The organism is Pedobacter sp., assembly GCF_041645105.1.
Lineage (GTDB): Bacteria > Bacteroidota > Bacteroidia > Sphingobacteriales > Sphingobacteriaceae > Pedobacter.
The window spans coordinates 377,913-402,297 of sequence record NZ_JBAZQQ010000003.1 but is presented as its reverse complement, the minus strand read 5'-3'; the positions used below and the strand labels follow the sequence as shown (position 1 = coordinate 402,297).

Below are 24,385 nucleotides of genomic sequence, written 5' to 3'. Positions count from 1 at the left end.
ATTATTGAACAACTAAAATCTGGAGTTAATATATTAAAAACTTCTTATTCATTCTAATTGACCTATTCCATATTCCCGGCTTGCTTAGTTTACCTTTACAATGAAAGGAGTATTCAATTTAGACTTAACTATATTCAATACCTGTTTTCCTTTAGAAACATAAAGATAAAGACGATAATCAGATGGATTTTCAGGAATACTAAGTGTAATCTTTGTTCCATTGGATAGTTTTTCCATTGAAATTGGTTTTTCGAATCGATCAACTTTAACAAGATTCCATTCAAATTTCATATTGTTTTGCCCTTCAATAGCAATATTCCAATTCTGTCCAGTTTTAATCAGCGCATGATATTCCAATTTTGAACCTTTAAATGTTCCTAAAGCCGGCTTAAGTATTTTAATATGTGGTGGTTTTGCTGGTGCAGGCCCGTGATTCCATAGATGAAAGAGCTGTGAAAAAGACAATTTCTCTCTTCCTTTGTAGTCTTTAATTCCGTTATCTGTAACCTGATCAATCTTTTGCTCATCGTAAAAGTTGGAAATAAATGACCCGGCTTTGTTGTCTTGCAGCTTGTTGTACGTTGGTACTTCAATATCACTGTAAAAGTAGGGTACGGTTATATCCTCAGCTACTTTAAAAGAACTTGTATTTTGATTTACTACAATTCCATATGCATCAATTTCTGGGATTAATCTTTTGATCCTATCAATTGTTTGCGCTGTATTATTGCTGAGTTCAACATCTACAGTGACTGGTCTCTTAGGGTCTATTTCTTTTATACTCAATACAAGATTTCTAAGCCAGGCGAGATAGGCATCTTGTTGGTATAAAAGCTCTGGTTTGTAATAATAAATATCCAGTTTTTGAAATACTGCATTTCCAATATTCCAGGCGATAACATTCTGTTCTTCTTTGAGGTAGCGAACAGAATTTAAAATTTTAGTTTTCAGTATTTCCAGCTGCTCTTTGTCTTTAAAGAAATTGATTTCATCTGAAATCCAATAGGCGTAAAGAATGTTAAAATCATTCATTTTTGCCGCTCTTAATAAATTTCTGTCGTATATGTCAGGCCCATAACGTTTAATCGTATTGATTCCTATGCGTTTCATATCATTAAAGTCTGCAAGGATCTCCCGCATGGTAATCGTTTCATAATTTTTTTTCCAGTCTTGTGCTCTATTGTAATTGATACCTCTTATTCCTGATAAAAAAGGAATGTTTTCGCTTGACTTAGGATTCGGATTTTGCTGATTTGAGTAAGATGACAAAAACTGAGGTGTATTTGACATTACACTCTCCATATTATTTTGCCTGTATTTATTAAGTAAGTTTTTAAGTGTGTCTGGATGTTGTATAGTCCAATTTATCAACAATTCAGACCCGCCATCTGGAACATTTTTATCAAATCCAGAATTAAAAAGTACAAAAGCTTTAATTTCTTTGAATTTGTGTTTAGTCTCGAAAGCAAGTCTAAACCATTCACCTTGTTTCCCTGCCGAGAGATTCGAACCCATTTCAGCAAGCATTACTGGTAGCCCTGAACGGAATATTTTATTTTGGTGATATGGAGCATATATATCAGACATTGAGGTCCATTTTCCTGAGTATGCAGGGCCATAATTCAAATTGGTTACTCCGATCCAATCTACATATTGATTTCCCGGAAAATAAGCATCAAGGGTTTCGTGTTTCCATGGATTCCAAACCCAAATCACTTGATAGACCTGTTCATTTAAAAAGAAACTGTGCAGGAATTTCCATGCAGCTTTGAATTCGTCAGAAGTATTATTGCCAGTTTGTGACCAAGGATAAGCCGGGTTGTCCATCTCATGCGCAAAACGAATGAAGACTGGTCTGTTCATTGCTTTAATCTGTTCGCAGAATTTTTTAAGATATGTGTTGTATTTTCCTTCTGTTATCTTTTTAAAAACCTTTTCGTCTTTTTTTAATTGGCTATTTTCTTTGAACAAGTTTTGCCAGGGCTCCCAGGTAATCATTGGTACCGAACCATTACTATAAATCGAATCAATAGTTTTTTGAGGAAGATAGCACTGTGCTTGTTCTCCCCATGGTATATATAATGATATAAGATTAAAGTGATTATTATACAGTTGCTGTTCTTGCTTTGCTTTATGTACAGAGGATATCCCGTTGAAATCCACAGGAGAAAATATACCTGTCAAAAACATTTTGCTTTTATGATCTAGAACTTTTGGTTGAATACTAGCATTTCCACCAGATACTTTTGCAAAGTAGAGCACTACACAACACATGATAACGGTAATGATTAATGTAGTACTCCTGATGCTGGTGTATAATCTGCGCCTCATGAACCAAAAGTTTACTTTTATCTTCTTTATCCATGTGATAAGACCGTTGGCGAAAGGATAACGCTCTTTTAACAATTTAAATTGTTGTTGCCTGCTAGCCACAATATTAAAAATCAAGATCAGGCTATTTAATCCTGCGAAGCCAGCCATGATCAGGTTGTAAGGATTCCAGTCGAAAGTTAGGCCGTAAATAATGGCTGTGAGCGACAAGACTAATATTGTTATATTTGGAATATTCAGCGGCCAGTTGTTTGCTTCGTTATTATCTTTTGGGGTGGGTACGTAAGGTACTTTTTTCCCGATAAGAGTATACACAAATCCAAGGATAAATATCCACCAGGCACCTATGATCAGTAGCCCACCAACCACATGAAATCCTCTTTCTTCATCTTCCATAACCCACCATTGTACAAAATGACGGATCATTAGTGTAGAAACAATGAATGGGAGCACTGCGATTCCGAAATCAGTTATATTCAGTTGAATTGGACTTACATTAAAGAAAAGTGAAATGATTGGGATTAAAAAATTCAGCAAATAGAATATACCTGAAAGGTAATGCACTGGAATTACTGCATAATGGATTTTTTGTTTCCAGGTAAAGCCTTTATAAAGCTTTGGATATACATTAACCAGTAAATCAAAAACTCCTCTCGACCATTTTAATTGTTGCTTGTAATAGGCAGAAAGGGTAGAGGGGGCGAGTCCCCTTGCCAAAATTTGCGGTACATATATCGATTCCCAGCCTTTTGAATGTAACTGCATAGCAGTATGCATATCTTCTGCTAATCCTGCTGCATGGCCACCAATAGATTCCAGGGCGGTACGACGAAAAGTACAATTTGCCCCAATAGCTAAAACGGTGCCGTACTTATTCATAGTCATCATTATAGGACCATAGAATTGGTAGGTTTGCTGCGCCGCTCCCTTAGCAATCAAGTTTTCATCGTTGTTTTTATATGCCTGAACAACCTGAACAAATCCTATTTTCGGATTGTCGAAATGTGATACAATTGGGTCAAGGAAATCTGGAAAAGGTACATGATCAGGATCAAGAATAACACAAATTTCCCCGTTTGATTGTCCCAATGCATTATTAATGTTCCCCGCCTTCGCATTTATCTTTTGCTTTCGGGTGATATGATTGACCCCAAGTTTTTCACATAGTTTTTTAAGGTATGGATCATTGGCCTCATCACATAAATAGGTTTTATGTGGATAGGTGATGGCTTGAATAGCAGCTAAGGTCTCTTCGATCATCTCGTATGGCTCTCCAGCACAAAAGGTAGTAAATATGTCTACTGTGTATGTTCTGGTCGGAACTGGAGTGTCAGGAACAGTTATCCAAAGATAATGACACCATTCATGTAAGGTTTTTAGACAAATAAATGCGAAAGTTACTATTAGCATCCAGTACAATGGAGGATAGCCTTTAAGAGAATCGAAGAGCATGGTATTTAGGAAAAATCCCATTGAGATCAAGCCTAATGTGATCATTAGTCTTAGCGTAAATTGCTCTTTTCTGGTTGGTGCTGTTATTGGTTGGATTGGCCTCATTTATCTGCAACTACATAAAAAGGTGTATTACAGGTAGCAAAATGCCCATTGTAATCATAAATGGTTGCAAAGAGGCGATAAGGACCTTCTTCTTTTGGAGCAATAAAATCTACTTTTAGCGCTCCGTCTGATTTAATTAAATTCTGCAGTGGTTTTAGTTTTTTTATATTATGTAAATTCTCCTTATACCAGTCTTCTTTAAAGACTTCCCATTTAATGGCTTTAATTTTAGACTGTTCCAATAGCAAAACTTCAGCATTGGCATTGGCGTGAGAGGATAAGATAATATTATCCATTGCACCTTTTTTGTTTAAAAGCATATATTTAATTTGAGGGAAGGTACTACCTTGTCGCTTGCCAGTCCAGATATGCCGCATGACATCAACTGCTTCAGAACTGGCTCCATTTTCGTCAAATATGCTAAACCAAGTATGGGTTCCTTCTTGTTTGTTACCCCAATAGAAAATAAAACATCCTAAGAATCTGGGATCCTCTAATGGCATATACTTTTTGTATCGGTTAAGATAGAACTCGGCTTTTTTATTGCTTGTATTTTCTACATATGCACCCCATGCTGTTTGTAAGGTCCCATCCCAAGGACCATCAATTCCCCATTCTGCAATCATATATGGCCCACGCCATAATAATGTTGCCGATTTAATGTCATCTCTTAAATAATTGATTCTGTTAAAAATGTTGAAAGAGATGATATCGATATTACATCGGAATTTAATGTTGGAAATATATTTTTTATTAAAGTTTAAAACCGTTGTGGTAATTGGGTGATTGGGATCTTCTTTCCGGATCATATCCGTTAACTTATTAAATGCCTGGTAAAAGTTATTGTAAGAAGGTTTATAAGGAAAGTCGAGCTCATTGCCAATGCACCACATTAGTACAGCTGGGTGACCTTTAAACCGATTTACAATGGCTTTAAAAGCATTATGCTGTTTAGTAACTTTAGTAGAGTCATTATATAGCGCCATATAATCACTGTTCGCGATTGGTAAGCCAACAATAACCGCTAATTTGTTCAGTCTGGCACTGTCTAGAATAGTTGAAAGACCAACAGTATCCCAAATCCTTATGGTATTGCCCCCTATATTTTTTAAGGTATTAAAGTGACTATATCCTGCTGCACCTTTTATGATATAAGGTTGGCCATTTCTATACAAGCTATATTTCCCACTACTTTCCTTTATGTAAACTTCCTTTGTCGATTTCTCCGTTTGCCGGGAACAACTTAATAAGTTTAAAATAAGGAACGAACTAGATAAAAGGATACTAATGACTTTTATTTTGTTTAAATTCCGCAGTCTGAAAAATAACATCTCGTTATATACCAATAAATAAACTATCAGCATAAAATTAATCAATATAAAGCATATCACTATGTCGCAGTCTTAAATTTATTTTTCTAAGAAAAAAAGTGCTGTAGGTCAGGGTTATATGTTGTTGGTTATTTGGATTAATTTTGGGATCAGACTTAATTTGATTGAAGATAAATTCCCACAAACTAAATAGCTAATTGTTCAACTAGTGCGTTATAATACCTTTCAACAGCCTCCGAATGATAAGATAGATAAAGGAAAGGTTCAATCAACTCTAACTCCATAAGCATAAAACGACCATCAACCATTAGACCATCAATCCTTGCATACATGGTGCCTTTTGCAAATCTGGAAATACATCGTTCTGCCAGATCAATATATTGCTGGGCCGGAGAAGTTACCTCTATAGTTCCACCAAAAATCTGTTGCACCCTAAAGTCACCAACTTTTGGCTTCTTTATAATGGTGTGGCTATATTTTCCATTTAAAAAAATGAAAGACCATTCGCCTTGTTGAATTTGTGGCATTAATGGCTGAACGATATAGTCGCCTTCTGATACAAGTTCCAAAACACGATCTTTGTCTTCAACAGTTGTATTTTTATTTAAGACAATTGTATTTTTTGAACCGCCACTTACACAGGGTTTAATAATTAGTTTTTCCGAATCCAATCTTTCAAATAGAGTTTTCAGGTCTTCATTCCAACCTTGCTGAAGAAATATAGATGGAATAATATCAAAACCAGCATCTGCAACTTCCAATAGATAGTGTTTATCCATATTCCATCTAACAACCGAATAATCGTTGAGTAGTCTTATGTGGAAAGACTGAATCTTGTTGAGCCAAAGTTTAAATTGATCGTATTTCTGGTGATAATCCCAGGGAGTTTTAAGTAACGCAATATCATATTTTTCCCAATCAACCATCGGGTCGTCCCATATCTCAGCAGATATGTCTAATCCTTTATTTTGTAGAAATGGTAAAAGTTCTTGAGTCTCATTAAAGTTATTCGCAGGCGAATATTTAAACGTTCCCGAATAGGTTATGTATGCTATTTTCATTGGTCACTAAATGCTATCACTAAGTACGCCTAATATCGTATTTAATTTTTTATGGATAAAGAATAGTGTTTAGGATTGGTAATAGAATTTAGAGCAATGTCAATGATGTATTTTTCTTTGTATCTTTAAATAAGCTAAACGATTATGTTAACATTAAATTTTTCTGCAGTTCCGTATTTAATGACAGATAGGTTAATCCTGAGAACTCTCGGTGTTCCGGATTTGGAAGCTATTCATAAATTGCGTTCTGACCATGCGGTAAATGTAATGGTTGGACGGGAAACACCTATGCAGTTATCACAATCCCGGGAATTTATTAGAAAAATCGAGGGTTTAGTTGAAAACAGAGAGTGTTTATATTGGGTGATAGCTTTTAAGGAAGAGCATAGCTTGATTGGTACGATCTGCTGCTGGAGTTTTGATATTGAAAATGAGATTGTGGAGATTGGTTATGAAATGCTTCCAGAATATCGTGGAATGGGATTAATGAAAGAAGCTGTAAAGAAAGTCATTGATTATACTTTTCAAAACTTAAATGCAAAGTTGCTTACTGCATTTCCTTCCGGGGTCAATTCAGATTCTGTAGGGCTTTTGAAAGCGCTTAATTTTCAATTGTCTGATGATTTCTATAATAACAAGCATACCAATGTGGCTGATATGGTTTGCTATGCTTTGAAAAAAGATGTAATGGTTTAACTTTATCCTAATCTATAGCCTAACTTGGAACCTCTGCTGTAATTTCTGATAAAACAGCAATGGTTCGGTTATTTAAATGTCCCATGATTGTTGTCTTAATGTTACCTATTAAATACAAGTGTCAATACAGATTGTTTTTACATTTTTTTATCTTAGTAATTAGATGATAGCAGAGGGCGAAATTAAGTATGTTTGTGGCTAAGAATATTGATCAATTTTCCGAAAGGATCTCTGACATAAAATCTGCGTACGCCCCAAGGTTCATCGGCAGGCCCATATTCAATGTCAAAACCTTCCTTAACAAATAGTTCCAATGCTTCATCAATATCATCTACTTCGATAGAAAGGTCTGGCACTAAGGTACCTGATCCGCCTTCTATTGCAAAACTAATTTGAAGGTTCATAATCTCTGATGAACCATAAGTATGAATCCAACCATGATCCATTAACAGATCAAGACCTAGAATTTTCTTGTAGAATACTTCAGCGCCTTTAACATCAGGAGCAGCTACATTGCTTACGATTCTTTTTACTTTCATATTTAAAGATATGATCTTTTTTCTTCTTGTTTTTCTGAACCACTGATTGCCCAGGTTGCAAAAAACACAATAGCAGAGGGCATAGTCCAGCCAAATTCGTATGAGTAATGAAATTATTTGTTTGCTGTACAGTTAGATAGTGGTATTTTGGAAAACTCAGGACTTTATGTACTTTTAGCTAAGTATAAAGATTAATGCCCATGCTTGGAGAACTAAATAAAAGAGAGATCATAGACTTTTTAGAAAGTCAGTTTATAGGACGTCTTGGATGCCATTTAGATGGTGAAACTTACATTGTACCTATTAACTACGTATATCAAAATAATGCAATTTATGCTCATTCAGGTGATGGTAAAAAAATAAAAATGCTTCGGGCAAATCCAAAAGTATGCTTTCAGGTTGATGAAATTGATAATATGTTCAATTGGAAAAGTGCCATTGTATGGGGGACTTTTGAGGAACTGAAAGGTCAGGAGCGTCAGCAGGTTATGCAAGGTTTGATTCTTCGCATTATGCCAAGCACTGATGAGCCTGGGCGGGAGCCTTCGCATGCGATAGATCCGGTGCTTCAGGACAATCTGATTGTTTACAAGATCAATATTCAAGAGGCAACCGGCAGGTTTGAGTTACATGGGGCAAAAGATTAATGTAGTTGTTGTGGTTGTTTTGCATAGGGCTGAATTTTAGAGATAATTCAATAATTAAAAAGGGAAATTTTAGCTAGGGCATACCTCTAATGGTATAGTATTTGTTCCCTCGTACGAAAAATATATACAAATATTAAAGTATGAAACTAAAAATCATTACCCTATTTTTTCTTGCTTCAGCTATAGTGCTGAGTAGTTGCTCTAAAGAGGGCAAAGGGGAGCCTGGCTATGAGTATACCTACAAACTTACCGGGCCTGGAACTACCAAATTAATTGTTCAGTATACCCCTACGATGACTGATCCCAATATGACGGAAGTGCCGGATGATCTGGAATATGAAGAAGAAGTAACACCACCTTGGCAAAAGACTGTTAGATTACATAAGAATATTTCAGGTGCTGGTTTTTCGGCGAGTGTTAGTGATGGTGTGCCAGGAGCGAGTTATACGATTTCAATCCTTGACAAAGATGCTAAGGTTTTAGAGACAACAAGCTTTACTTTGGATGAGTATGGGTATGGTGTTGCATTGTTGAATTACTATCGCGATCAACCTCAATAAAATCTAATCAGATTTATAAAATTATTTATTCATAAAAACTAAAGTCGCCCACTCTTGTTATTTATATAAACTAGAAAATTTTATATTATGGATAAGTTAGAAATTAAAGGAAAGTGGAATGAGCTAAAAGGTAAGATAAAACAAACTTATGGAGATCTTACCGATGATGATTTGACTTATGAAGAAGGGAAAGATGATGAGATGTTGGGAAAGTTGCAACAAAAAACGGGAAAGAAGAGGGAAGAACTAGTGAAATGGATAAATAGTCTGTAATTATTTTAGACCCTATCAAAACGAGCAAATGAATCATTTGCTCGTTTTTTGTTTTAGCGCCAATGCTGTTTAAACTACATTAACACTACAGTCTAGCGGGCGATAGCTTTGTACGTTTTAAGATGATCGACAATATCGACATAAAGAGAACATATGCTAAAAAGATATAATAACCTGGCTGTAAGGAAGTATTATTCTGTGTTACTGTAGAAAGTAATTCTTCTTGTATGTTCAGACCGGATAGCTGACTTTTAATGATCTCATTTAGCCCTATATATGTCATTGCGGTACCAACAAGCATAACATCGGCCATATCCCATTTACTTAAATCAAAGGCTAAAAATCGGACAAGCTTATTTTTTACATATTTTTCATTTCTCCATATAAGAATGCCTTTGCCAATCATACGCAGCACCGGCAGGATAACCACAAAGAGTAGTATGAGTAAACCTGCAAGTATCGCATCGAATTTAGGTTGTCTGATTAATGACTCAATGATACCAGTTATGCTCTTGCTTTGAAAAAATAATACTTGGTTAGTAAAAGCTAACTTTTCGCTTAACAGTGTGAAATTTAGTGACTGTATACGAGCATCAACTTCTATAATAGTAGCTGTGATGCCTACTAATAAAAGGACAAAAGCGAACATAAGAGAAAGAATATATAGGGTAGTATGGAGGACTACTTGTTTTCTCATTAACCACCAAATACAAAGTGCAAGCAAGACGCTTGCAATCATTGCATAGGTGTATTGATATAATAGCGCTTGTATGTTGGTGAGTTGTGAATTAATGGTTTTTTCAAAAGCTTCAGCACCTGAGACTCCATATTTTTTATAAATATGTTTACTTACTGTAACGCTGGCAGGCTCAGTATTGTCGAATGTTTCCTTTTCCAACTGGTCAACTTTACTGATGACAATACTTTTTATCTTTTTCTTACTTTCAGGTTTGTTGATCCTGTTGACGATTGTCGCAGCAAAAACAGGTACTTCTGACTTGATTTCCTCTGGATCAACCAATGCGTTGAAAGCAAGCTTTTTGAGTTTTCCACCAATACCTTTTTGTGGTTTATTCATTTCTGCTATCGCCTGGTCAACTAGATGGTTTAACTGTTTTTCGACCTTTTTTTGCAGCTCTTTTTTCTGTGTGACAGTCATAGCGAAATCGTTGACCTTTTCATCTACCACGTTAGCCATTTTCTCACGCCATTGATCAACGGATAATATGCCAAAAGTGATGTTGTTTACAACGCTGTAATCTGTTTTTATTTCCTCCTGCTGACGGGAAAGTTTTGATACTTGATAACCAAACCAGGCCTCTGCACAAAGCAGGAGACTTAGGCAAATAACTAGCAGGATATTAGGAAGGGCTATTTTTCTAATGTTCATGGGGAGAAATAAATTTCAATATGGTCGATAAAATAAGCCCGTACAATACGAAGCTGATAAAAATGATAAAACCGGGTTGCAATGCGGTGTTATTTGTTGTAATTACATTTAAGTCATCACTTTTTATGTTCAAGTTCTTTAACTGACTATCCAGTAAACCATTTAAACCAATATATACCATGAGTATTGCTATTACTATGACATCTGCCATACTCCACTTACCTGATTGAAATGCAAAAAATCGTATGATTCTGTGCTTTGCAATTTCTTTTTTGCTTAGCAGATGGATACCAGTTGCACTAAGCTTCATGATTGGAAATAGTATGCTAAATACTAAAATAAGAATACCTACTAGCATCGATTCAATGCTGGATTGACTGATTAATATTTTAACAACTTCCAAGATGCTCTTACTCTGGAAAAACAATACTTGGTTCTCGAAAACTACATGTTCACCTAATACTACAAAATCCAGTGCCTTAATGCGTGCATCAACCTCGATCATGGAAGCCGTCAAACCTATAAAAAGGAGAATAAATGCAAACATCAATGACATTATGAAAAGAGTTCCATGTAACTCAACCCGTTTTCTAAATATCCACCAAAGCCCAAGTACAACAACTATGCAACCTAACATACCGAATGAATAATTGTAAGTTGCAGTTCTGATATGAGACAATGAGGAAACCAGTTTATGGTTTAATTCTTCTTTGGTGGATACTTTATATTTTTTATACACCTTATCAGTTGCTGCCTTTGTTGCAGCCACAGTACTATCTAGGTACTCTGCACGTTCAAGTGCATCGAACTTCTCCATTGCCATCTTACTTAAGTGGCGCTTATTAGAGGGGTTGTAAACCTTATCAACGATATCTTTGGCAATTGAGGGAGCTTTCTTTTTGATGTCATCTGTATCTACAAACGTTTTTACCAGAAACTTCTTAATTTTTCCATCAATGGTTTTTTTGGGCTTATTTATTAGAGCTTCTGCTTTGTTAATGAGGGAGATTACTATTTTCTCCACTTCATTCTGAAGATCATTTTTTTGCTTGGTGGTCAACGTAAAATCGCGTATCTGATGGCTAATAATTGCTGATACTTTGTCTCGCCATTGTTCCACTGAGAATAACCCTGAACTGATATTATTAACATTGGAGTAATCTTCCTTAATCTCTTCCTGCTGATTAGATAGTTGATATAATTGGTAACCAAAATATCCCTCAGCGCATAATAAAATAAAGAGCCCAAAAATGAGTAGTAGTCTTGAAGCAAATTTCTTTTTGTGAGCATTAGGGATTGTATGCATCGGTTATTTAATTATAGTTTAATTCTTTTTTCTGAACAATGTAGAATTGAGAATTGTTTTAAATTCATCTTTATCACGTTAATAATTAAGATATTTCAGTTATTAAAACAATCGTCATTCTATAGGTGTTGAAATAATCATCTATAAACTTTTAATTATAGGGTTGATCAATAACTATGAATTCAATTGACTGGTATAGCTTTTTCATCGGTGAAGAAGACTGGAGATTTCTCTTGGAGATATCTCTTCGCACAATAATGATGTATTTTATTATTCTAATCGGTTTGAGGCTTTTGGGGAAACGAGGAGTGAGACAACTTTCTGTTTTTGAACTTGTAGTGATCATTAGTCTTGGTTCTGCAGCTGGAGATCCAATGTTTTACAAAGAGATCGGATTGCTATATCCAGTTATTATTTTTGGAATTATTGTAGGGGCTTACCGGCTTACAACTTATTTCATGGCAAAGAGTAAAAAGTTTGATGATTTGGTTGAAGGAAAATGTGTTTATTTAATTGTTGAAGGTGAATTTTCGATAGATGGATTTAACAAAGAAAGTCTGGCACAAGATGAATTCTTTTCAGAGCTTCGTCAACAGAGTGTATCTCATCTTGGGCAAGTTGAAACTGCAATATTAGAAACATCTGGTAATGTAAGCATATTCTTTTATCCTGATGATAAGGTTAAATACGGCCTGCCAATAATGCCTGCGCTCTTTGAAAAAGCTGATGAGCAGATTTTTGACTTAGGGAAGTATGCTTGTACTCATTGCGGAAATGTATTAAATCTACATCCTGTAACTGAACATTACTGTGATAAATGCGGACACAAGAAATGGGTTAAAGCTTTAAAAAGCTGCAGGGTAAGATAGTTTGAGCTGTCAAACAAATATTTTTTGTTCTTGTTATTACTGTTCATAACCTTCTAAAACAAATATTATGAGTACAGAAAACTTAGACAATCGGGAAGCGATAGATAAATTAAAAAGTATGGTTGATCAAATTGACATTGGAATGATGTGTACCAATACTGCTGAAATAAGTAATCTTCATGCTGTCCCTATGAGCAGACAAGAGGTAGACGATGAGGGCAATTTATGGTTCTTGTTTTCCTCTGAAAGTGAAACCTATAAAAACCTTCAAAAAAGCAATCATGTAAGTTTATTATACTCGGATATTAATAATTACAATTTTTTAAGTTTAAACGGAATTGCAGAAGTATCTAAGGACAAATTTCGGATTGAGAATTATTGGAATAAGATGATGGATGGATGGTTTGAAAAAGGAAAAGAAGATCCATCAATCAGAGTTTTGAAAGTTACACCTTCAGAAGCCCATTATTGGGATAATAAATCAAATAAATTAGTGACCTTTTTAAAAGTAGCAGTAAGTGCAGTTTCTGGCAAAAAATTAGATATTGGTCGTGAGGGTGACTTAAATGTCTGATTAACTTAGTTTATCTATCTATGAAACACTACGATGCCATTATTATAGGAGCAGGGCAGTCTGGTATTCCACTTGCCAAAAAATTAGCCTTATCCGGAAAGAAAACTGCCATTATTGAAAAAAGACTTGTTGGTGGTACTTGTATCAATGACGGCTGTACGCCAACTAAGGCTATGATAGCCTCTGCCCATGCTGCTCATAGTGCTAGGACCGCCGGTAAATTAGGTGTTAGTACAGGAGCTGTTAAAGTAGATTTGAAAAAAGTAAAGCAACGAAAGGATGATATTGTTGAATTATTTCGGGCTTCCTCTCAAAATGGGTTGGAATCTACCAAAGGTTTGGATCTGATTTTAGGTGAAGCAACTTTTTCTGGCACAAAGGAGTTGACAATTGTCGATACTCATGGTGAGAAGAAAAAAGTGTCAGCAGATCAAATTTTTATCAATACGGGTGCTTCAGTTAGTATTCCGGAATTGGAAGGGTTGAAAGGTGTACCATATTTAACATCAACAACGATCCTCGATCTGACAGAAATACCTGAACACCTGGTGATCCTTGGGGGGAACTACATCGGTCTTGAATTCGGACAGATGTTTCACCGTTTTGGCAGTAAAGTAACTATTATCGAAAAGTCCTCACGCATTATGCCACGTGAGGATACGGATGTTTCTGCTGAACTGACAAAAATATTAACAGATGAAGGTCTTAAAATCTTAACTAGCACTACAATTGATAAAATTCAGAAAAAGAATGCTGTGCTCAAGCTAAACCTAACATCTGATAATAAAAGTAAAAGTATAACAGCGAGTCATTTTTTGATTGCTACTGGCAGAACCCCACAAACCGAGTCACTCCATTTAGAAATTCCTGGTGTAGATACTGATGAAAAAGGAAATATCTTAGTTAATGGAAAGCTTGAAACCAACATTAAAGGAATTTTTGCCTTGGGTGATGTAAAAGGAGGTCCCGCATTTACACATATAGCCTATAATGATTTTACGATTGTTTATAGAAATCTGGTGGAAAAATGTAACCTGAGCACTAAAGACAGACCTGTTCCATACTGTATGTTCACTGATCCTCAACTTGGCAGGATAGGAATCTCAGAATCAGAAGCCAAGGAGAAAGACCTGGACTTTATAGTGGCAAAAATTCCTATGTCACAAGTTGCACGTGGAATTGAAACTGGAGAGACACTAGGATTTATGAAGGCAATTGTGGACAGGAAGAGCAAGCAAATATTAGGTGCAACAATACTGGCATCAGAAGGAGGAGAAATTGTTTCGGTGCTTCAAATGGCGATTGAAGGAGGAATAACATATGATAAAATTAGGTATGGTATTTTTGCTCATCCGACTTATTCAGAGTCATTAAATAATCTCTTTATGAAATTATAATTGCTTTGGAAACGCTTTAACAACTTATGTTTATGAAGGATGCGTGGAAAACAATCGAGTGCGATAAATGTTAATTCATTACAGAACTTAAGAATTAATTAGACAAACATTAATGATATTTTCGGAATATTATAAACAGGTTAGAAAGCATTCTGAACAAATTTGTAAACCTTTAGAAACTGAAGATTATGTGGTTCAGCCCGTTGTAGATGTGAGTCCACCTAAGTGGCACCTTGGTCATACCACATGGTTTTTCGAAACTTTCATTTTGCAGCCATTTGATGATACTTACCAGGTTTACAATACTGATTACAATTATGTTTTCAATAGTTATTATGAAACTATAGGTAACCGTGTGATACGTACTGATAGAGGAAATCTGAGTCGCCCAAGTGTTAGCGAGGTTTATGCTTATCGGAAATATGTTGATCGTGCTATGATCAGTTTTTTAAAGAAACCGTTTTCAGATGAGGTAAAGGAATTACTCCTTTTGGGTTTTAATCATGAGCAGCAACATCAGGAGCTACTATTAACGGACATCAAATATATTTTAGGAAATAATCCGCTTTTTCCGGTGTATCAAAAAAATAAAAAGAATTCTATCGAGTTAGGTGCTGATATACAGGAAATGATTTTCATCAAAGAAGGGATCTATGAGGTTGGTTATTCCGGATCTGGTTTTTGCTTTGATAATGAGCTTGGTAGACATAAAGTTTACTTGAATGATTTCTACATTAGTTCTGAACTGGTTGACAATGAAAAATATTTGGAGTTCCTTCAGGATGGAGGTTATACGAATTTTGTTTACTGGCATGCGGACGGCTGGGATTGGTTGAAGAGTAACCATATTATGGCGCCAATGTATTGGCATTTAATAGATGGCGTTTGGCATACTTATACACTTGAAGGCTTGGAAACACTTGATCTGAAGGCACCTGTTACCCATATTAGTTATTATGAAGCCTACGCTTTTGCAAGTTGGAGTAAAATGCGGCTACCAACAGAATTTGAATGGGAAGTTGCTGCCAATAAGTTTAACTGGGGGCTAAGATGGGAGTGGACTGAGAGCGCATATTTACCCTATCCAGGTTTTAGTAAAGCACCTGGTGCCATAGGAGAATACAATGGTAAATTTATGGTGAATCAAAAAGTACTCCGAGGTGCATCAGAGGCTACACCGGAAGGACATAGCAGAATATCCTACAGGAATTTTTTTCAACCATGTTTAAGATGGCAGTTTACAGGAATACGACTTGCCCAATAACAATATCTAATGAGCTTAATCACGAACAAAAATTTAATGACGGTACAGACACAATTTCTTAATGAAACACTGGCCGGACTTAAGGCAAGTCCCAAATTTATGTATCCCAAGTACTTCTATGATGAAAAAGGGAATTACATTTTTCAGCAGATCATGGAAATGGATGAGTATTATCTGACCAATGCAGAGATGGATATATTTTCAAATCAGGCCAACAAGATTGCAACACTTATCAGCGGATTAAATACTCCTTTTGACTTGATAGAGCTGGGAGCAGGGGATGCTACTAAATCCATTTATCTGTTAAGGGAAATGATGGATAGTGGATTGGAATTTAGTTATTTACCTATCGATATTTCAGCACATGTGATCAGCGATCTGGAGGTTAAGTTACCGTTGCAATTGCCTGGATTAAGTATAAAAGGGTTGCATGGGGATTACCTGGACATGTTACAAGAGGCTACTTCAATTTCTAAGCGGCGAAAAGTCGTTTTGTTTATGGGAGCAAATATCGGCAACATGAATCAGGAGAATGCAGAAAGCTTTTTACAAGCTATGAGGAGGTTATTGTCTAAAGGAGATTTATTAATCATTGGCTTTGATTTGAAGAAGAATCCGAAGCAAATATTGGCTGCTTATAATGACAACAAAGGTATCACTGCTTCTTTTAACTTAAACCTGCTTGCACGAATAAACAGGGAACTGAACGGGGATTTTGAAATTGAAAATTTTGAGCACTATGCCAGTTATGATCCTGAATCCGGAGCCTGTAAAAGTTATTTGATCAGCTTAAAAGAACAATTGGTTCATATTGGGCAAAAAGAAACGATCGACTTTGCTAAAGATGAGGTGATTTACATGGAGATTTCACAGAAATACGCATTGGAAGATATTGAAAGACTGGCTACGGAATCTGGATTTCAATGTTGGAATATTTTTTTTGACACCAATCGATATTTTGTTGATGCTGTTTGGACAGTGAGCTGAGGCTGGAAACTATTCTTTGCCATCGATAACCGCTAATAAACGATTTAAATCTTCATTGGTATTGTAGAAATGAAAAGAAAACCTGCTACCTTTTCCCCGGTTAATAAACACAATCTTAGCGGCAATTAGCCTTTCGCAAATGTTTGGTGCAAGTGGAACATTAATTATTGTTGATTGTATTTTTCTATTCAGCATTTCAGTACTCAACAGCCCTCTCAAATGAAACTCAGCTCTCGCCCTGTTACATATAGATTGGGTGATTTTTTCGATATTTTCAAGTCCAATTGTTCGCAGTTGGTGTACACTTTGATTTAAAGTTCCGAAATTCAAGGTGTCCAGGTGACCAGGCTCAAAGCAGAGCGATAGGTGGTCTCTACCTTCCAGAAAGTTTTCCTTTGGTAATGAAGATTGTTTCCTTTGTATGTATAATTGATCTTTCAATAGATCAGATAGTAATATAAAACCATTGCCAAAACCTCCTAACAACCATTTATAGCCACTTGATAGGAAGGCATCAAGACCAGAACTTTCAAAGTTAAATGGTACTGTGCCACAAAATTGTGTGCCATCTGCTATAAGCAGAAGTTCTGGATAAGTTTGCTTGATTGTTTTGATGAAATCAATGTCAAGCCTTGTTCCGTTAGCATACTGAACAATGCTAAATGCAAAAGCACTGGGTTTAAATAGCTTAATCGCTGCTAAAATGTTATCTTCTAAACTATGACTTAAAGGGACTGTTGTATGATCAAATCCTCTGCTTATTACTGGATAATTTACAGATGGATAATCTTCATCTAACAAAAGAAACCGGTGATTTTTATCAAGTCCGTCCAGCAGTGTGTTGAAGCCAAAAGAGAAATTGGGAACCAGAAATAATGTAGCATTAGCAGAACGAAGGAATGTAGAAAGGTTTTGCTTTAGTTCCGTAAAAAATGATGTCTGATATAAGCGAAAATTGCTTCCTTCCATTAGGAAATCATTGTCATGCTGATTTCTCCATTCTTGAATAGGTTTGGATAAGATTCCAGAACTGGCTGTATTTAAATAAGTATATTTTTCAATGGTTGGATACAGATTCGCATTACTCATCTTCAAATTTAAAGTTTTAATAGTTTTTTTGACAAACAAAAGCAGGGCTTTTTCAATTGTATTAAATAGTATTAATTCTAAAACTATAAGTTATGTTAGAACATTCAAAGGCATTTAGCTCATTTTCGGTCAGTGATATTGAAAAGGCAAAGGAATTTTATAGTTTAACATTAGGATTAAACGTTAAAAATAATGAGATGGGGATCCTCGAACTGCAGATAGAGGGATCCGCAACTGTGATGATTTATCCCAAAGCCAATCATCAGCCTGCAACATTCACGGTGTTAAATTTTCCTGTTCAAAGCGTGGAGCTTATAGTTGAAGCATTGAGCGTAAAAGGAATTCAGTTTGAACACTATGATTATGAAGATTTGAAAACAGATAATAAAGGGATTTTTAGAGGGGATGGGCATATTATAGCTTGGTTTAAAGATCCAGATGGTAATATCCTTTCTGTGTTGGAAACAAATAATTAGATAGGATGAATTAACCTTGTCGATGCATTTTCAGGATCTTTAAAGTGATATGATCCTTTAAACCATTAAAAAATTTTTGTAGCACCAATTCAAAGACTGGGTCTGCATTGGGTACCTGAGAAAATAATGTCATACTGGACTTTAATTTCAGATCGTCCGGGCTGCCGAAAATTTTGTGGGCATCATTGGTTTCCAAACTCATTAATACCTGGCTCAACAGGATCAGCCTTGGACCTAATACACGATGCTCTAGATATTCTGTAGCTTCATCAATGTCATCAATAGCATATTTTTTAGAAGTATCGGTAAAACCTAGCCCCTGGATTTGAGGAAATATATACCACATCCAATCACTTTGTTTTTTTCCTGTATTAATTTCGCTTAATGCGGTTTGATAAATTGACTTTTGTGCGGTGATGAATCTTTCGAGGTTATGCGTTTTCATAGCTGATGCTGATTAGATTTCCTATTGCAATATACTTTTTGTTTTTATGATATAAAAAGTTAATATTTGATATAAACCGATATAACCAAACTATTGGATCATCAATGTGCTTTCTCAATTAAATTGGGAATGCAGATGCAATTGGTTAATCATTAATAGTAAACGGGTATTGGTAGCATCAGGGCTTCGACGAGTCCCTGACTATCTTCCTGTAAACGATAACGAACAATTAGTGAGTTTTTAACTGTAAAATGCGCAGAAAACATTGAAGAGAAAACTTGTCCCGAGCGATTCATTTTTGAACTGAAATGACCTGTAGCTATTGCAAAATCATTCTCGACAAGAATATGATCTATTTGTGCAGATATTGGTTCAATACTTCCCCAGAGAAGCTTAAAAAAATCTCTTACATCATTTCGATTTGTACGTTTACCTAACCAGGGAGCAAGTTCTTCATTACCCGGAATTTCCCAATCAATGGCTTCTGCAAAGAATTGAACTAATGTTTCTAATTCTCTAGCTGATAAAGCTTTGTAAAAGTTATTGATGATTTCTCGTGTTTGATTGGTTTGTGTCTGGAGCATGGTCGATGTGTTTAAATTTCAATGCAAAGAAAACAGGCTCCACTGACAACCTTATGGCAGTGCGATATTTTTATTTTTACTCAATTAGAAATCTTTACTGGCGCTATAGTATAAAGTATCTTCTTGTATGATTGTCTAAATCTGGATTACGTTCTCTTTTTTCATGATATGTCCAAATTACAAAATGTTGAAAAAATAATTGAACAGAAATCTTAGTCTTTATATTTGAGATATGATTGATATAAGTGATTTTAAACAGTCAATAATTGATAAGCGATCACCCGATGGCTTAACCCTGCATTTACAATCGTTATGGCATGATGGAGCAGGTAACTGGAAGATTGCTCATGATTTGATTGATCAGTTAACAGATAAGCAGTCGGCCCATATCCATGCCTACCTTCATCGCAAAGAGGGAGATATTTGGAACGCCGATTATTGGTATAACAGGGCAGGGAAGACCAGACCCCAAGTTTCTTTAGAGGAAGAATGGGAGATGTTGGTTATAGAATATTCCAAATAAATATGATAATATTGAAAAATGCTTAAAATCAACTTAACTCAAGTCCCAATTATTGAAACAAGCAGACTATTGCTTCGTGAACAGATAATTTCAGATGCCCAGGATTTATTCAACTTGCGGACGAATACTGAAGTTATGCGCTATATAGACCGCCCCTTGCCAAAAGATGTAAAAGAATCCGAGGAGGCTATTCAGACCACTAGTGAACAGTTTAATAAAGGTATGAGCCTGGTTTGGGCCATTGCCTTTAGGGATGCTCCCGATCAGATGATCGGTAATATAGGATATTGGCGAATAGATCTTGCGAATCACAGGGCAGAAATTGGCTATATGCTACATCCGGATTATTGGAGAAAGGGTATTATTTCTGAAGGTCTTGCGGCGGTTATTGATTTTGGATTTAAGACGGTTGGATTTCATTCTATTTTTGCAAATATCAACCCTGAAAATGATGCCTCCAGGCAAATTCTACATAAACACGGCTTTATTAAGGAAGCTTATTTTAGAGAGAATTATTATTTTGAAGGCAAGTTCCTGGATAGTGAAATGTATGGTTTATTGGCATCAAGTTTTTCGGCAGTCTCAGATAAGCGTAGTATGAATGCATACCTTGAAGATGAATCACCCGAAGCTGTGGATCGTGAAATAGGGGATGGTAGTGAGGATTTAAATGATATAGATATATATGATGATTTGTCGGAAAAATGAAAATTAGAAAATTGCGGTTTAGCTATAAATGATAAAATCCTTGAAGGTTTTGGCAATCAGGTGGAGAAATGTAGATATTGAGAATGGTAATTTTATAGACTAATAATTTTGCTAAAATTTAGCCGGGTTACTATTAAACCGAATTAATAAATAACTTTAAAATAAAAGATTAATATTTCTCATATGGATATGACAACAAAAAATGCGCGTCGGACTTTTCTAAAAACTGCTTCAGTTGGCGGATTAATATCTTTAATAAACCCGGCAATATTATCAGCAGCACCGAATGAAAAGAAAGCTAAGATCGCTTTATCTGAAAATGATATCATTTTATTTCAGGGAGATTCTATAACTGATGCTGGAAGAAGTAAGGATAATAATGATTTTAACAACGCAGCGGCTTTGGGCAGAGGATATGCTTTTTTGGCGGCTTGTGAAATATTGAATAAATTCTCTGATAAAAACTTAAAAATCTACAATCGTGGAATTAGCGGGAATAAAGTTTATCAACTTGCAGAGCGATGGGAAAAGGATTGTTTAGACTTGAAACCAACAGTACTGAGTATTTTAATTGGTGTTAATGATTATTGGCATAAGCATAGTGGGAAATACAATGGTACTTCAAAAGTATATAAGGACGACTTTAAAAAGTTGCTGGAGAGAACCAGAGAAAAGTTACCTGATGTGAAACTGATCATTGCGGAACCCTTTGCTGTAAAAAAGGTAAAGGCAGTTGATGATACCTGGTATCCGGAGTTTAATGAATATCGATTTGCAGCACAGGAAATTGCTAAGGAATTTAAAACGATCTGGATTCCTCTTCAGAAGGTTTATGATGATGCGGAGAAAAAAGCTCCAGGTAAACATTGGACTGGTGATGGTGTACACCCAAGCCTTGCAGGTGCACAGTTAATGGCTGACGCCTGGCTGGATGTTTTTAAATAATTTGACCTTAACACTTTAATCCCTCATTAAGGAGCTACCACAATATTTACAGAATTGTGCATCCAGATCATGTCCTTCTCTGCTACAGCTTGGGCAAGATTCTGGAAGCTCTTTTTTCGAGCGGGCAAGCATAGCTAAATCGTGGGTAAGTATACCTGTGGGAACAGCAATGATGGAATAACCAATCAACATTACTACAGATGCTACCAGTTTTCCCATTGGTGTAATCGGTGATATATCACCATAACCAACAGTAGTGATTGTTACTATTGCCCAATAAATACTCTCAGGAATATTAGAAAAACCATTTTCTCTTTGCTCTACCAGATACATCACAGATCCGAGGATTACAGTGAGCATTAATACCGTGAGTAAAAATATACTAATCTTTCTTACACTACCCTTTAATGCAGTTGTAAGAAAATTGATCTCAGAAAGGAAATGTCCAAGTTTAAATATCCGGAATACCCTCAATAATCTGAGCGCACGGAAAACCAATAGTGATTGGGCGCCGACAATAAAAAAGCTTAGATAAGAGGGGATCAATGCGATCATATCGATGATCCCTAGGAAACTGAAAACATATCTGAATGGTTTTTTAATGCATATGAGCCTCAGTAAATATTCAATTGTAAAAAGACCTGTAAATATCCATTCCATTGTGGAAAAGAAACTCCCATATTTAAGGTGTAAACTTTGAACGCTATCTAGCATTACTACAGCTATACTTGTAAAAATAGCAATCAGCAATCCAACATCAAATACTTTACCAGCTGGAGTATTTGACTCATATATAACCTCGTGTAGCCTAAACTGCCAATCTTTAGATACCTTTTTGCTCATAAAGATTTAACGTTTTACTTTGTCTTATCTTCCATGATCTCTATATGCTTTCCGATTTCATCAAGCAAGGTCTGATCCATTCCGTCTTCCGATTTCCAATCTATCCTGTTCCCAGATGCAACAGGATAGATGTGTCCAGAACGTTCACCATTTATATAAACAATATAGTCTTTCGTTTTAGGGTGTTCAATTCTTATAGCTTGTGGTTCACCGTTTATTTCCAAAGTAAATTCAAAAGGATTAAGATCTTTTTCCATGCTGTTTGTAGCTTTTGTATTCACAACAACATAGAAAAGGTATTGTTTGACTCAACTTTCCGGCAATTATAATATTAATGAATATTCTATATTTCCCGTAGTTTTTAATCCAAAAAGAGTAGAAAGAATGAATAAAGGGGAAATTATGAAAGGTTTATTACGATATGTTACACATAAGTTATAAATTACCAAAAATTTAAACATTGAATAAATTATATGAAAGCGATTTCTGACATAGGTGTCATTGGTATTGCAGTAATGGGTGAAAATCTCATTCTCAATATGGAAAGTAAAGGCTTTAGTGTTACGGCCTATAACCGCACTGTTGATAAGGTAGAGAAGTTTGTGAACGGACGTGCCAAGGGTAAAAATATCTTTGGAGCAATGTCTATGGAAGAGTTTATTGGTTCATTAAAGAGCCCACGTAAGGTAATGCTAATGGTGAAAGCCGGACGTCCGGTTGATGAATTTATTGAAACCCTTATTCCACTATTGGAGCCAGGTGATATCATTATAGATGGTGGCAATTCACATTTCCCTGATACTGAAAGACGTGTTAAATATGTTGAAAGCAAAGGATTGTTGTATATAGGTACAGGTGTTTCTGGTGGTGAAGAAGGCGCTTTATTAGGACCTTCTATTATGCCAGGCGGTAGCAAAGCTGCATGGGAGTCGGTAAAGCCGATTTTTCAATCTATTTCAGCTAAGGTAGAAGATGGTTCTCCTTGCTGCGAATGGATAGGAGATGGTGGATCAGGACATTTTGTGAAAATGGTTCACAATGGTATCGAGTATGGCGATATGCAACTGATCAATGAAATTTATCATGTAATGAAGGATATGCTTGGTATGTCGGCTGATGACATGCAAAAGGTATTTGCGGAATGGAATAAAGGTGAATTGAATAGTTACCTGATTGAGATTACGAGTGATATCCTTGCTTTTAAAGATCAGGATGGAGCACCATTAATTGATAAAATACTGGATACTGCTGGACAAAAAGGTACAGGTAAATGGACTGGTACTGTAGCTCTTGAATTGGGTGTGCCGTTGACGCTAATCGCTGAATCTGTATTTTCAAGATGTTTGTCGGCATTGAAGGATGAGCGTGTAGCTGCATCTAAGGTATTAACTGGTCCAACGCCTACGTTTGCAGGTGATAAGGCTGCGTTTATCAATGATTTACGTGATGCACTTTATGCTGCTAAAGTAATCTCTTATGCACAGGGCTATCAAATGATACAAGCTGCGGCTAAGGAGTACGGATGGGAGCTTGATTATGGCAGTATCGCACTAATGTGGCGTGAAGGTTGCATCATCAGATCCTCTTTCTTAGGTAAAATTAAAGAGGCTTTTGATAAAAACCCTAATTTACAAAACCTAATCCTTGATGATTTCTTTAAAGATAAAATTCATCAGGCTCAGGCTGGATGGAGAAGAGTTGTAGCTGCAGCTGTACTTAACGGAATTCCGGTTCCTTGCATCAGTGCTGGAATCAATTATTTTGATGGTTATAGAAGTGCTCGTTTACCGGCCAATCTTTTACAGGCACAACGTGATTATTTTGGTGCTCATACTTATGAACGCTTAGATGAACCACGTGGTGAGTTCTTCCATACTAACTGGACTGGACGTGGAGGAGAAACTTCTTCGACTACTTACGGAGTTTAGAAATTTATAAACTATAAGAAGATGAGGATGTATCATTGTTAAAATGATCATCCTCTTTTTTA

25 protein-coding genes are annotated in these 24,385 nt (G+C 35.9%); 14 read left to right on the top strand and 11 right to left on the bottom strand.

Annotated elements, in window-relative coordinates; all coding sequences use genetic code 11:
• Window positions 1–84: 84 nt before the first annotated feature.
• The 3 genes from WC623_RS11725 to WC623_RS11715 form a co-directional block, all read right to left on the bottom strand.
• Window positions 85–3,888: a glycosyltransferase family 2 protein gene (locus tag WC623_RS11725; RefSeq protein ID WP_372851189.1), complete on the bottom strand. Its 3,804-nt coding sequence runs from the start codon at window positions 3,886–3,888 to the stop codon at window positions 85–87.
• Window positions 3,885–5,219 (bottom strand): glycoside hydrolase family 2 TIM barrel-domain containing protein, encoded by a 1,335-nt coding sequence (locus tag WC623_RS11720; protein ID WP_372851187.1) that lies wholly within the window; start codon window positions 5,217–5,219, stop codon window positions 3,885–3,887. The genes WC623_RS11725 and WC623_RS11720 overlap by 4 nt, the downstream gene beginning before the upstream one ends.
• A gap of 185 nt (window positions 5,220–5,404) precedes the next feature.
• Complete coding sequence (locus tag WC623_RS11715) at window positions 5,405–6,280, bottom strand: RimK family alpha-L-glutamate ligase (protein WP_372851185.1); 876 nt, start codon at window positions 6,278–6,280, stop codon at window positions 5,405–5,407.
• 144 nt (window positions 6,281–6,424) lie between these two features.
• Here WC623_RS11715 and WC623_RS11710 point away from each other — a divergent pair, with 144 nt between their 5' ends.
• Window positions 6,425–6,976, top strand: coding sequence for a GNAT family N-acetyltransferase (locus WC623_RS11710; RefSeq protein ID WP_372851183.1), 552 nt, complete (start codon window positions 6,425–6,427; stop codon window positions 6,974–6,976).
• Between the two features lie 182 nt (window positions 6,977–7,158).
• On the opposite strand, the gene WC623_RS11705 is transcribed toward WC623_RS11710, so the two are convergent.
• The gene (locus WC623_RS11705; protein WP_372851181.1) at window positions 7,159–7,515 is read right to left on the bottom strand and encodes a VOC family protein; all 357 of its coding nucleotides are present in this window, start codon (window positions 7,513–7,515) and stop codon (window positions 7,159–7,161) included.
• A gap of 200 nt (window positions 7,516–7,715) precedes the next feature.
• Between WC623_RS11705 and WC623_RS11700 the strand changes: the two genes are divergently transcribed.
• From WC623_RS11700 to WC623_RS11690, 3 genes are all read left to right on the top strand, one after another.
• Window positions 7,716–8,162 carry a pyridoxamine 5'-phosphate oxidase family protein gene (locus WC623_RS11700; RefSeq protein WP_372851179.1) on the top strand — a complete coding sequence of 149 codons (447 nt, stop codon included), beginning with the start codon at window positions 7,716–7,718 and terminating at the stop codon, window positions 8,160–8,162.
• Between the two features lie 140 nt (window positions 8,163–8,302).
• Window positions 8,303–8,722, top strand: a complete 420-nt coding sequence (locus WC623_RS11695; protein WP_372851177.1) for a hypothetical protein — start codon at window positions 8,303–8,305, stop codon at window positions 8,720–8,722.
• Window positions 8,723–8,809: 87 nt separating this feature from the next.
• Complete coding sequence (locus WC623_RS11690) at window positions 8,810–8,995, top strand: CsbD family protein (RefSeq protein ID WP_372851175.1); 186 nt, start codon at window positions 8,810–8,812, stop codon at window positions 8,993–8,995.
• Window positions 8,996–9,080: 85 nt separating this feature from the next.
• Here the strand turns inward: WC623_RS11690 and WC623_RS11685 are convergent, their stop codons facing one another.
• Together WC623_RS11685 and WC623_RS11680 are read right to left on the bottom strand one after the other, a co-directional pair.
• Window positions 9,081–10,385 carry a paraquat-inducible protein A gene (locus tag WC623_RS11685; RefSeq protein ID WP_372851173.1) on the bottom strand — a complete coding sequence of 435 codons (1,305 nt, stop codon included), beginning with the start codon at window positions 10,383–10,385 and terminating at the stop codon, window positions 9,081–9,083.
• The gene (locus tag WC623_RS11680) at window positions 10,375–11,691 is read right to left on the bottom strand and encodes a paraquat-inducible protein A (protein WP_372851171.1); all 1,317 of its coding nucleotides are present in this window, start codon (window positions 11,689–11,691) and stop codon (window positions 10,375–10,377) included. Before WC623_RS11680 ends, WC623_RS11685 begins: the two co-directional genes overlap by 11 nt.
• Window positions 11,692–11,867: 176 nt before the next feature.
• Between WC623_RS11680 and WC623_RS11675 the strand changes: the two genes are divergently transcribed.
• The 5 genes from WC623_RS11675 (at window position 11,868) to egtD (ending at window position 16,782) form a co-directional block, all read left to right on the top strand.
• Window positions 11,868–12,560, top strand: coding sequence for a DUF421 domain-containing protein (locus WC623_RS11675; protein ID WP_372851169.1), 693 nt, complete (start codon window positions 11,868–11,870; stop codon window positions 12,558–12,560).
• A gap of 67 nt (window positions 12,561–12,627) precedes the next feature.
• A complete protein-coding gene (locus tag WC623_RS11670; protein WP_372851167.1) occupies window positions 12,628–13,134 on the top strand; it encodes a pyridoxamine 5'-phosphate oxidase family protein in 507 nt (168 codons plus the stop codon).
• 20 nt (window positions 13,135–13,154) lie between these two features.
• Window positions 13,155–14,531 (top strand): mercuric reductase, encoded by a 1,377-nt coding sequence (locus WC623_RS11665; RefSeq protein WP_372851165.1) that lies wholly within the window; start codon window positions 13,155–13,157, stop codon window positions 14,529–14,531.
• A 112-nt stretch (window positions 14,532–14,643) separates the two neighbouring features.
• The gene (gene egtB, locus WC623_RS11660; RefSeq protein WP_372851163.1) at window positions 14,644–15,795 is read left to right on the top strand and encodes an ergothioneine biosynthesis protein EgtB; all 1,152 of its coding nucleotides are present in this window, start codon (window positions 14,644–14,646) and stop codon (window positions 15,793–15,795) included.
• Between the two features lie 9 nt (window positions 15,796–15,804).
• Window positions 15,805–16,782: an L-histidine N(alpha)-methyltransferase gene (gene egtD, locus WC623_RS11655; protein WP_372851161.1), complete on the top strand. Its 978-nt coding sequence runs from the start codon at window positions 15,805–15,807 to the stop codon at window positions 16,780–16,782.
• A 9-nt stretch (window positions 16,783–16,791) separates the two neighbouring features.
• On the opposite strand, the gene WC623_RS11650 is transcribed toward egtD, so the two are convergent.
• Window positions 16,792–17,871, bottom strand: coding sequence for an aminotransferase class V-fold PLP-dependent enzyme (locus WC623_RS11650; protein ID WP_372851159.1), 1,080 nt, complete (start codon window positions 17,869–17,871; stop codon window positions 16,792–16,794).
• Window positions 17,872–17,963: 92 nt separating this feature from the next.
• Here WC623_RS11650 and WC623_RS11645 point away from each other — a divergent pair, with 92 nt between their 5' ends.
• A complete protein-coding gene (locus WC623_RS11645) occupies window positions 17,964–18,347 on the top strand; it encodes a VOC family protein (RefSeq protein WP_372851157.1) in 384 nt (127 codons plus the stop codon).
• 10 nt (window positions 18,348–18,357) lie between these two features.
• Here the strand turns inward: WC623_RS11645 and WC623_RS11640 are convergent, their stop codons facing one another.
• Window positions 18,358–18,792: a DUF1810 domain-containing protein gene (locus WC623_RS11640; protein WP_372851156.1), complete on the bottom strand. Its 435-nt coding sequence runs from the start codon at window positions 18,790–18,792 to the stop codon at window positions 18,358–18,360.
• A 152-nt stretch (window positions 18,793–18,944) separates the two neighbouring features.
• Complete coding sequence (locus tag WC623_RS11635; protein WP_372851154.1) at window positions 18,945–19,376, bottom strand: nuclear transport factor 2 family protein; 432 nt, start codon at window positions 19,374–19,376, stop codon at window positions 18,945–18,947.
• A gap of 232 nt (window positions 19,377–19,608) precedes the next feature.
• Between WC623_RS11635 and WC623_RS11630 the strand changes: the two genes are divergently transcribed.
• From WC623_RS11630 to WC623_RS11620, 3 genes are all read left to right on the top strand, one after another.
• Window positions 19,609–19,899, top strand: coding sequence for a hypothetical protein (locus WC623_RS11630; RefSeq protein ID WP_372851152.1), 291 nt, complete (start codon window positions 19,609–19,611; stop codon window positions 19,897–19,899).
• Between the two features lie 18 nt (window positions 19,900–19,917).
• Window positions 19,918–20,607: a GNAT family N-acetyltransferase gene (locus WC623_RS11625; protein WP_372851150.1), complete on the top strand. Its 690-nt coding sequence runs from the start codon at window positions 19,918–19,920 to the stop codon at window positions 20,605–20,607.
• 183 nt (window positions 20,608–20,790) lie between these two features.
• Window positions 20,791–21,552 (top strand): SGNH/GDSL hydrolase family protein, encoded by a 762-nt coding sequence (locus WC623_RS11620; RefSeq protein ID WP_372851148.1) that lies wholly within the window; start codon window positions 20,791–20,793, stop codon window positions 21,550–21,552.
• 15 nt (window positions 21,553–21,567) lie between these two features.
• On the opposite strand, the gene WC623_RS11615 is transcribed toward WC623_RS11620, so the two are convergent.
• Together WC623_RS11615 and WC623_RS11610 are read right to left on the bottom strand one after the other, a co-directional pair.
• The gene (locus WC623_RS11615) at window positions 21,568–22,395 is read right to left on the bottom strand and encodes an ion transporter (protein WP_372851146.1); all 828 of its coding nucleotides are present in this window, start codon (window positions 22,393–22,395) and stop codon (window positions 21,568–21,570) included.
• A gap of 14 nt (window positions 22,396–22,409) precedes the next feature.
• A complete protein-coding gene (locus tag WC623_RS11610; protein ID WP_372851144.1) occupies window positions 22,410–22,652 on the bottom strand; it encodes a hypothetical protein in 243 nt (80 codons plus the stop codon).
• Between the two features lie 216 nt (window positions 22,653–22,868).
• Between WC623_RS11610 and gnd the strand changes: the two genes are divergently transcribed.
• Window positions 22,869–24,323, top strand: a complete 1,455-nt coding sequence (gene gnd, locus WC623_RS11605) for a decarboxylating NADP(+)-dependent phosphogluconate dehydrogenase (RefSeq protein ID WP_372851142.1) — start codon at window positions 22,869–22,871, stop codon at window positions 24,321–24,323.
• The last annotated feature ends 62 nt before the right edge of the window (window positions 24,324–24,385 follow it).

Excerpts from the sequence above, each read along its gene's own strand:
- WC623_RS11725 (WP_372851189.1), bottom strand. The coding sequence starts at position 3,888 with ATGAGGCCAATCCAACCAATAACAGCACCAACCAGAAAAGAGCAATTT.
- WC623_RS11720 (WP_372851187.1), bottom strand. The coding sequence starts at position 5,219 with ATGTTATTTTTCAGACTGCGGAATTTAAACAAAATAAAAGTCATTAGT.
- WC623_RS11715 (WP_372851185.1), bottom strand. The coding sequence starts at position 6,280 with ATGAAAATAGCATACATAACCTATTCGGGAACGTTTAAATATTCGCCT.
- WC623_RS11710 (WP_372851183.1), top strand. The coding sequence starts at position 6,425 with ATGTTAACATTAAATTTTTCTGCAGTTCCGTATTTAATGACAGATAGG.
- WC623_RS11705 (WP_372851181.1), bottom strand. The coding sequence starts at position 7,515 with ATGAAAGTAAAAAGAATCGTAAGCAATGTAGCTGCTCCTGATGTTAAA.
- WC623_RS11700 (WP_372851179.1), top strand. The coding sequence starts at position 7,716 with ATGCTTGGAGAACTAAATAAAAGAGAGATCATAGACTTTTTAGAAAGT.
- WC623_RS11695 (WP_372851177.1), top strand. The coding sequence starts at position 8,303 with ATGAAACTAAAAATCATTACCCTATTTTTTCTTGCTTCAGCTATAGTG.
- WC623_RS11690 (WP_372851175.1), top strand. The coding sequence starts at position 8,810 with ATGGATAAGTTAGAAATTAAAGGAAAGTGGAATGAGCTAAAAGGTAAG.
- WC623_RS11685 (WP_372851173.1), bottom strand. The coding sequence starts at position 10,385 with ATGAACATTAGAAAAATAGCCCTTCCTAATATCCTGCTAGTTATTTGC.
- WC623_RS11680 (WP_372851171.1), bottom strand. The coding sequence starts at position 11,691 with ATGCATACAATCCCTAATGCTCACAAAAAGAAATTTGCTTCAAGACTA.
- WC623_RS11675 (WP_372851169.1), top strand. The coding sequence starts at position 11,868 with ATGAATTCAATTGACTGGTATAGCTTTTTCATCGGTGAAGAAGACTGG.
- WC623_RS11670 (WP_372851167.1), top strand. The coding sequence starts at position 12,628 with ATGAGTACAGAAAACTTAGACAATCGGGAAGCGATAGATAAATTAAAA.
- WC623_RS11665 (WP_372851165.1), top strand. The coding sequence starts at position 13,155 with ATGAAACACTACGATGCCATTATTATAGGAGCAGGGCAGTCTGGTATT.
- egtB (WP_372851163.1), top strand. The coding sequence starts at position 14,644 with ATGATATTTTCGGAATATTATAAACAGGTTAGAAAGCATTCTGAACAA.
- egtD (WP_372851161.1), top strand. The coding sequence starts at position 15,805 with ATGAGCTTAATCACGAACAAAAATTTAATGACGGTACAGACACAATTT.
- WC623_RS11650 (WP_372851159.1), bottom strand. The coding sequence starts at position 17,871 with ATGAGTAATGCGAATCTGTATCCAACCATTGAAAAATATACTTATTTA.
- WC623_RS11645 (WP_372851157.1), top strand. The coding sequence starts at position 17,964 with ATGTTAGAACATTCAAAGGCATTTAGCTCATTTTCGGTCAGTGATATT.
- WC623_RS11640 (WP_372851156.1), bottom strand. The coding sequence starts at position 18,792 with ATGAAAACGCATAACCTCGAAAGATTCATCACCGCACAAAAGTCAATT.
- WC623_RS11635 (WP_372851154.1), bottom strand. The coding sequence starts at position 19,376 with ATGCTCCAGACACAAACCAATCAAACACGAGAAATCATCAATAACTTT.
- WC623_RS11630 (WP_372851152.1), top strand. The coding sequence starts at position 19,609 with ATGATTGATATAAGTGATTTTAAACAGTCAATAATTGATAAGCGATCA.
- WC623_RS11625 (WP_372851150.1), top strand. The coding sequence starts at position 19,918 with ATGCTTAAAATCAACTTAACTCAAGTCCCAATTATTGAAACAAGCAGA.
- WC623_RS11620 (WP_372851148.1), top strand. The coding sequence starts at position 20,791 with ATGGATATGACAACAAAAAATGCGCGTCGGACTTTTCTAAAAACTGCT.
- WC623_RS11615 (WP_372851146.1), bottom strand. The coding sequence starts at position 22,395 with ATGAGCAAAAAGGTATCTAAAGATTGGCAGTTTAGGCTACACGAGGTT.
- WC623_RS11610 (WP_372851144.1), bottom strand. The coding sequence starts at position 22,652 with ATGGAAAAAGATCTTAATCCTTTTGAATTTACTTTGGAAATAAACGGT.
- gnd (WP_372851142.1), top strand. The coding sequence starts at position 22,869 with ATGAAAGCGATTTCTGACATAGGTGTCATTGGTATTGCAGTAATGGGT.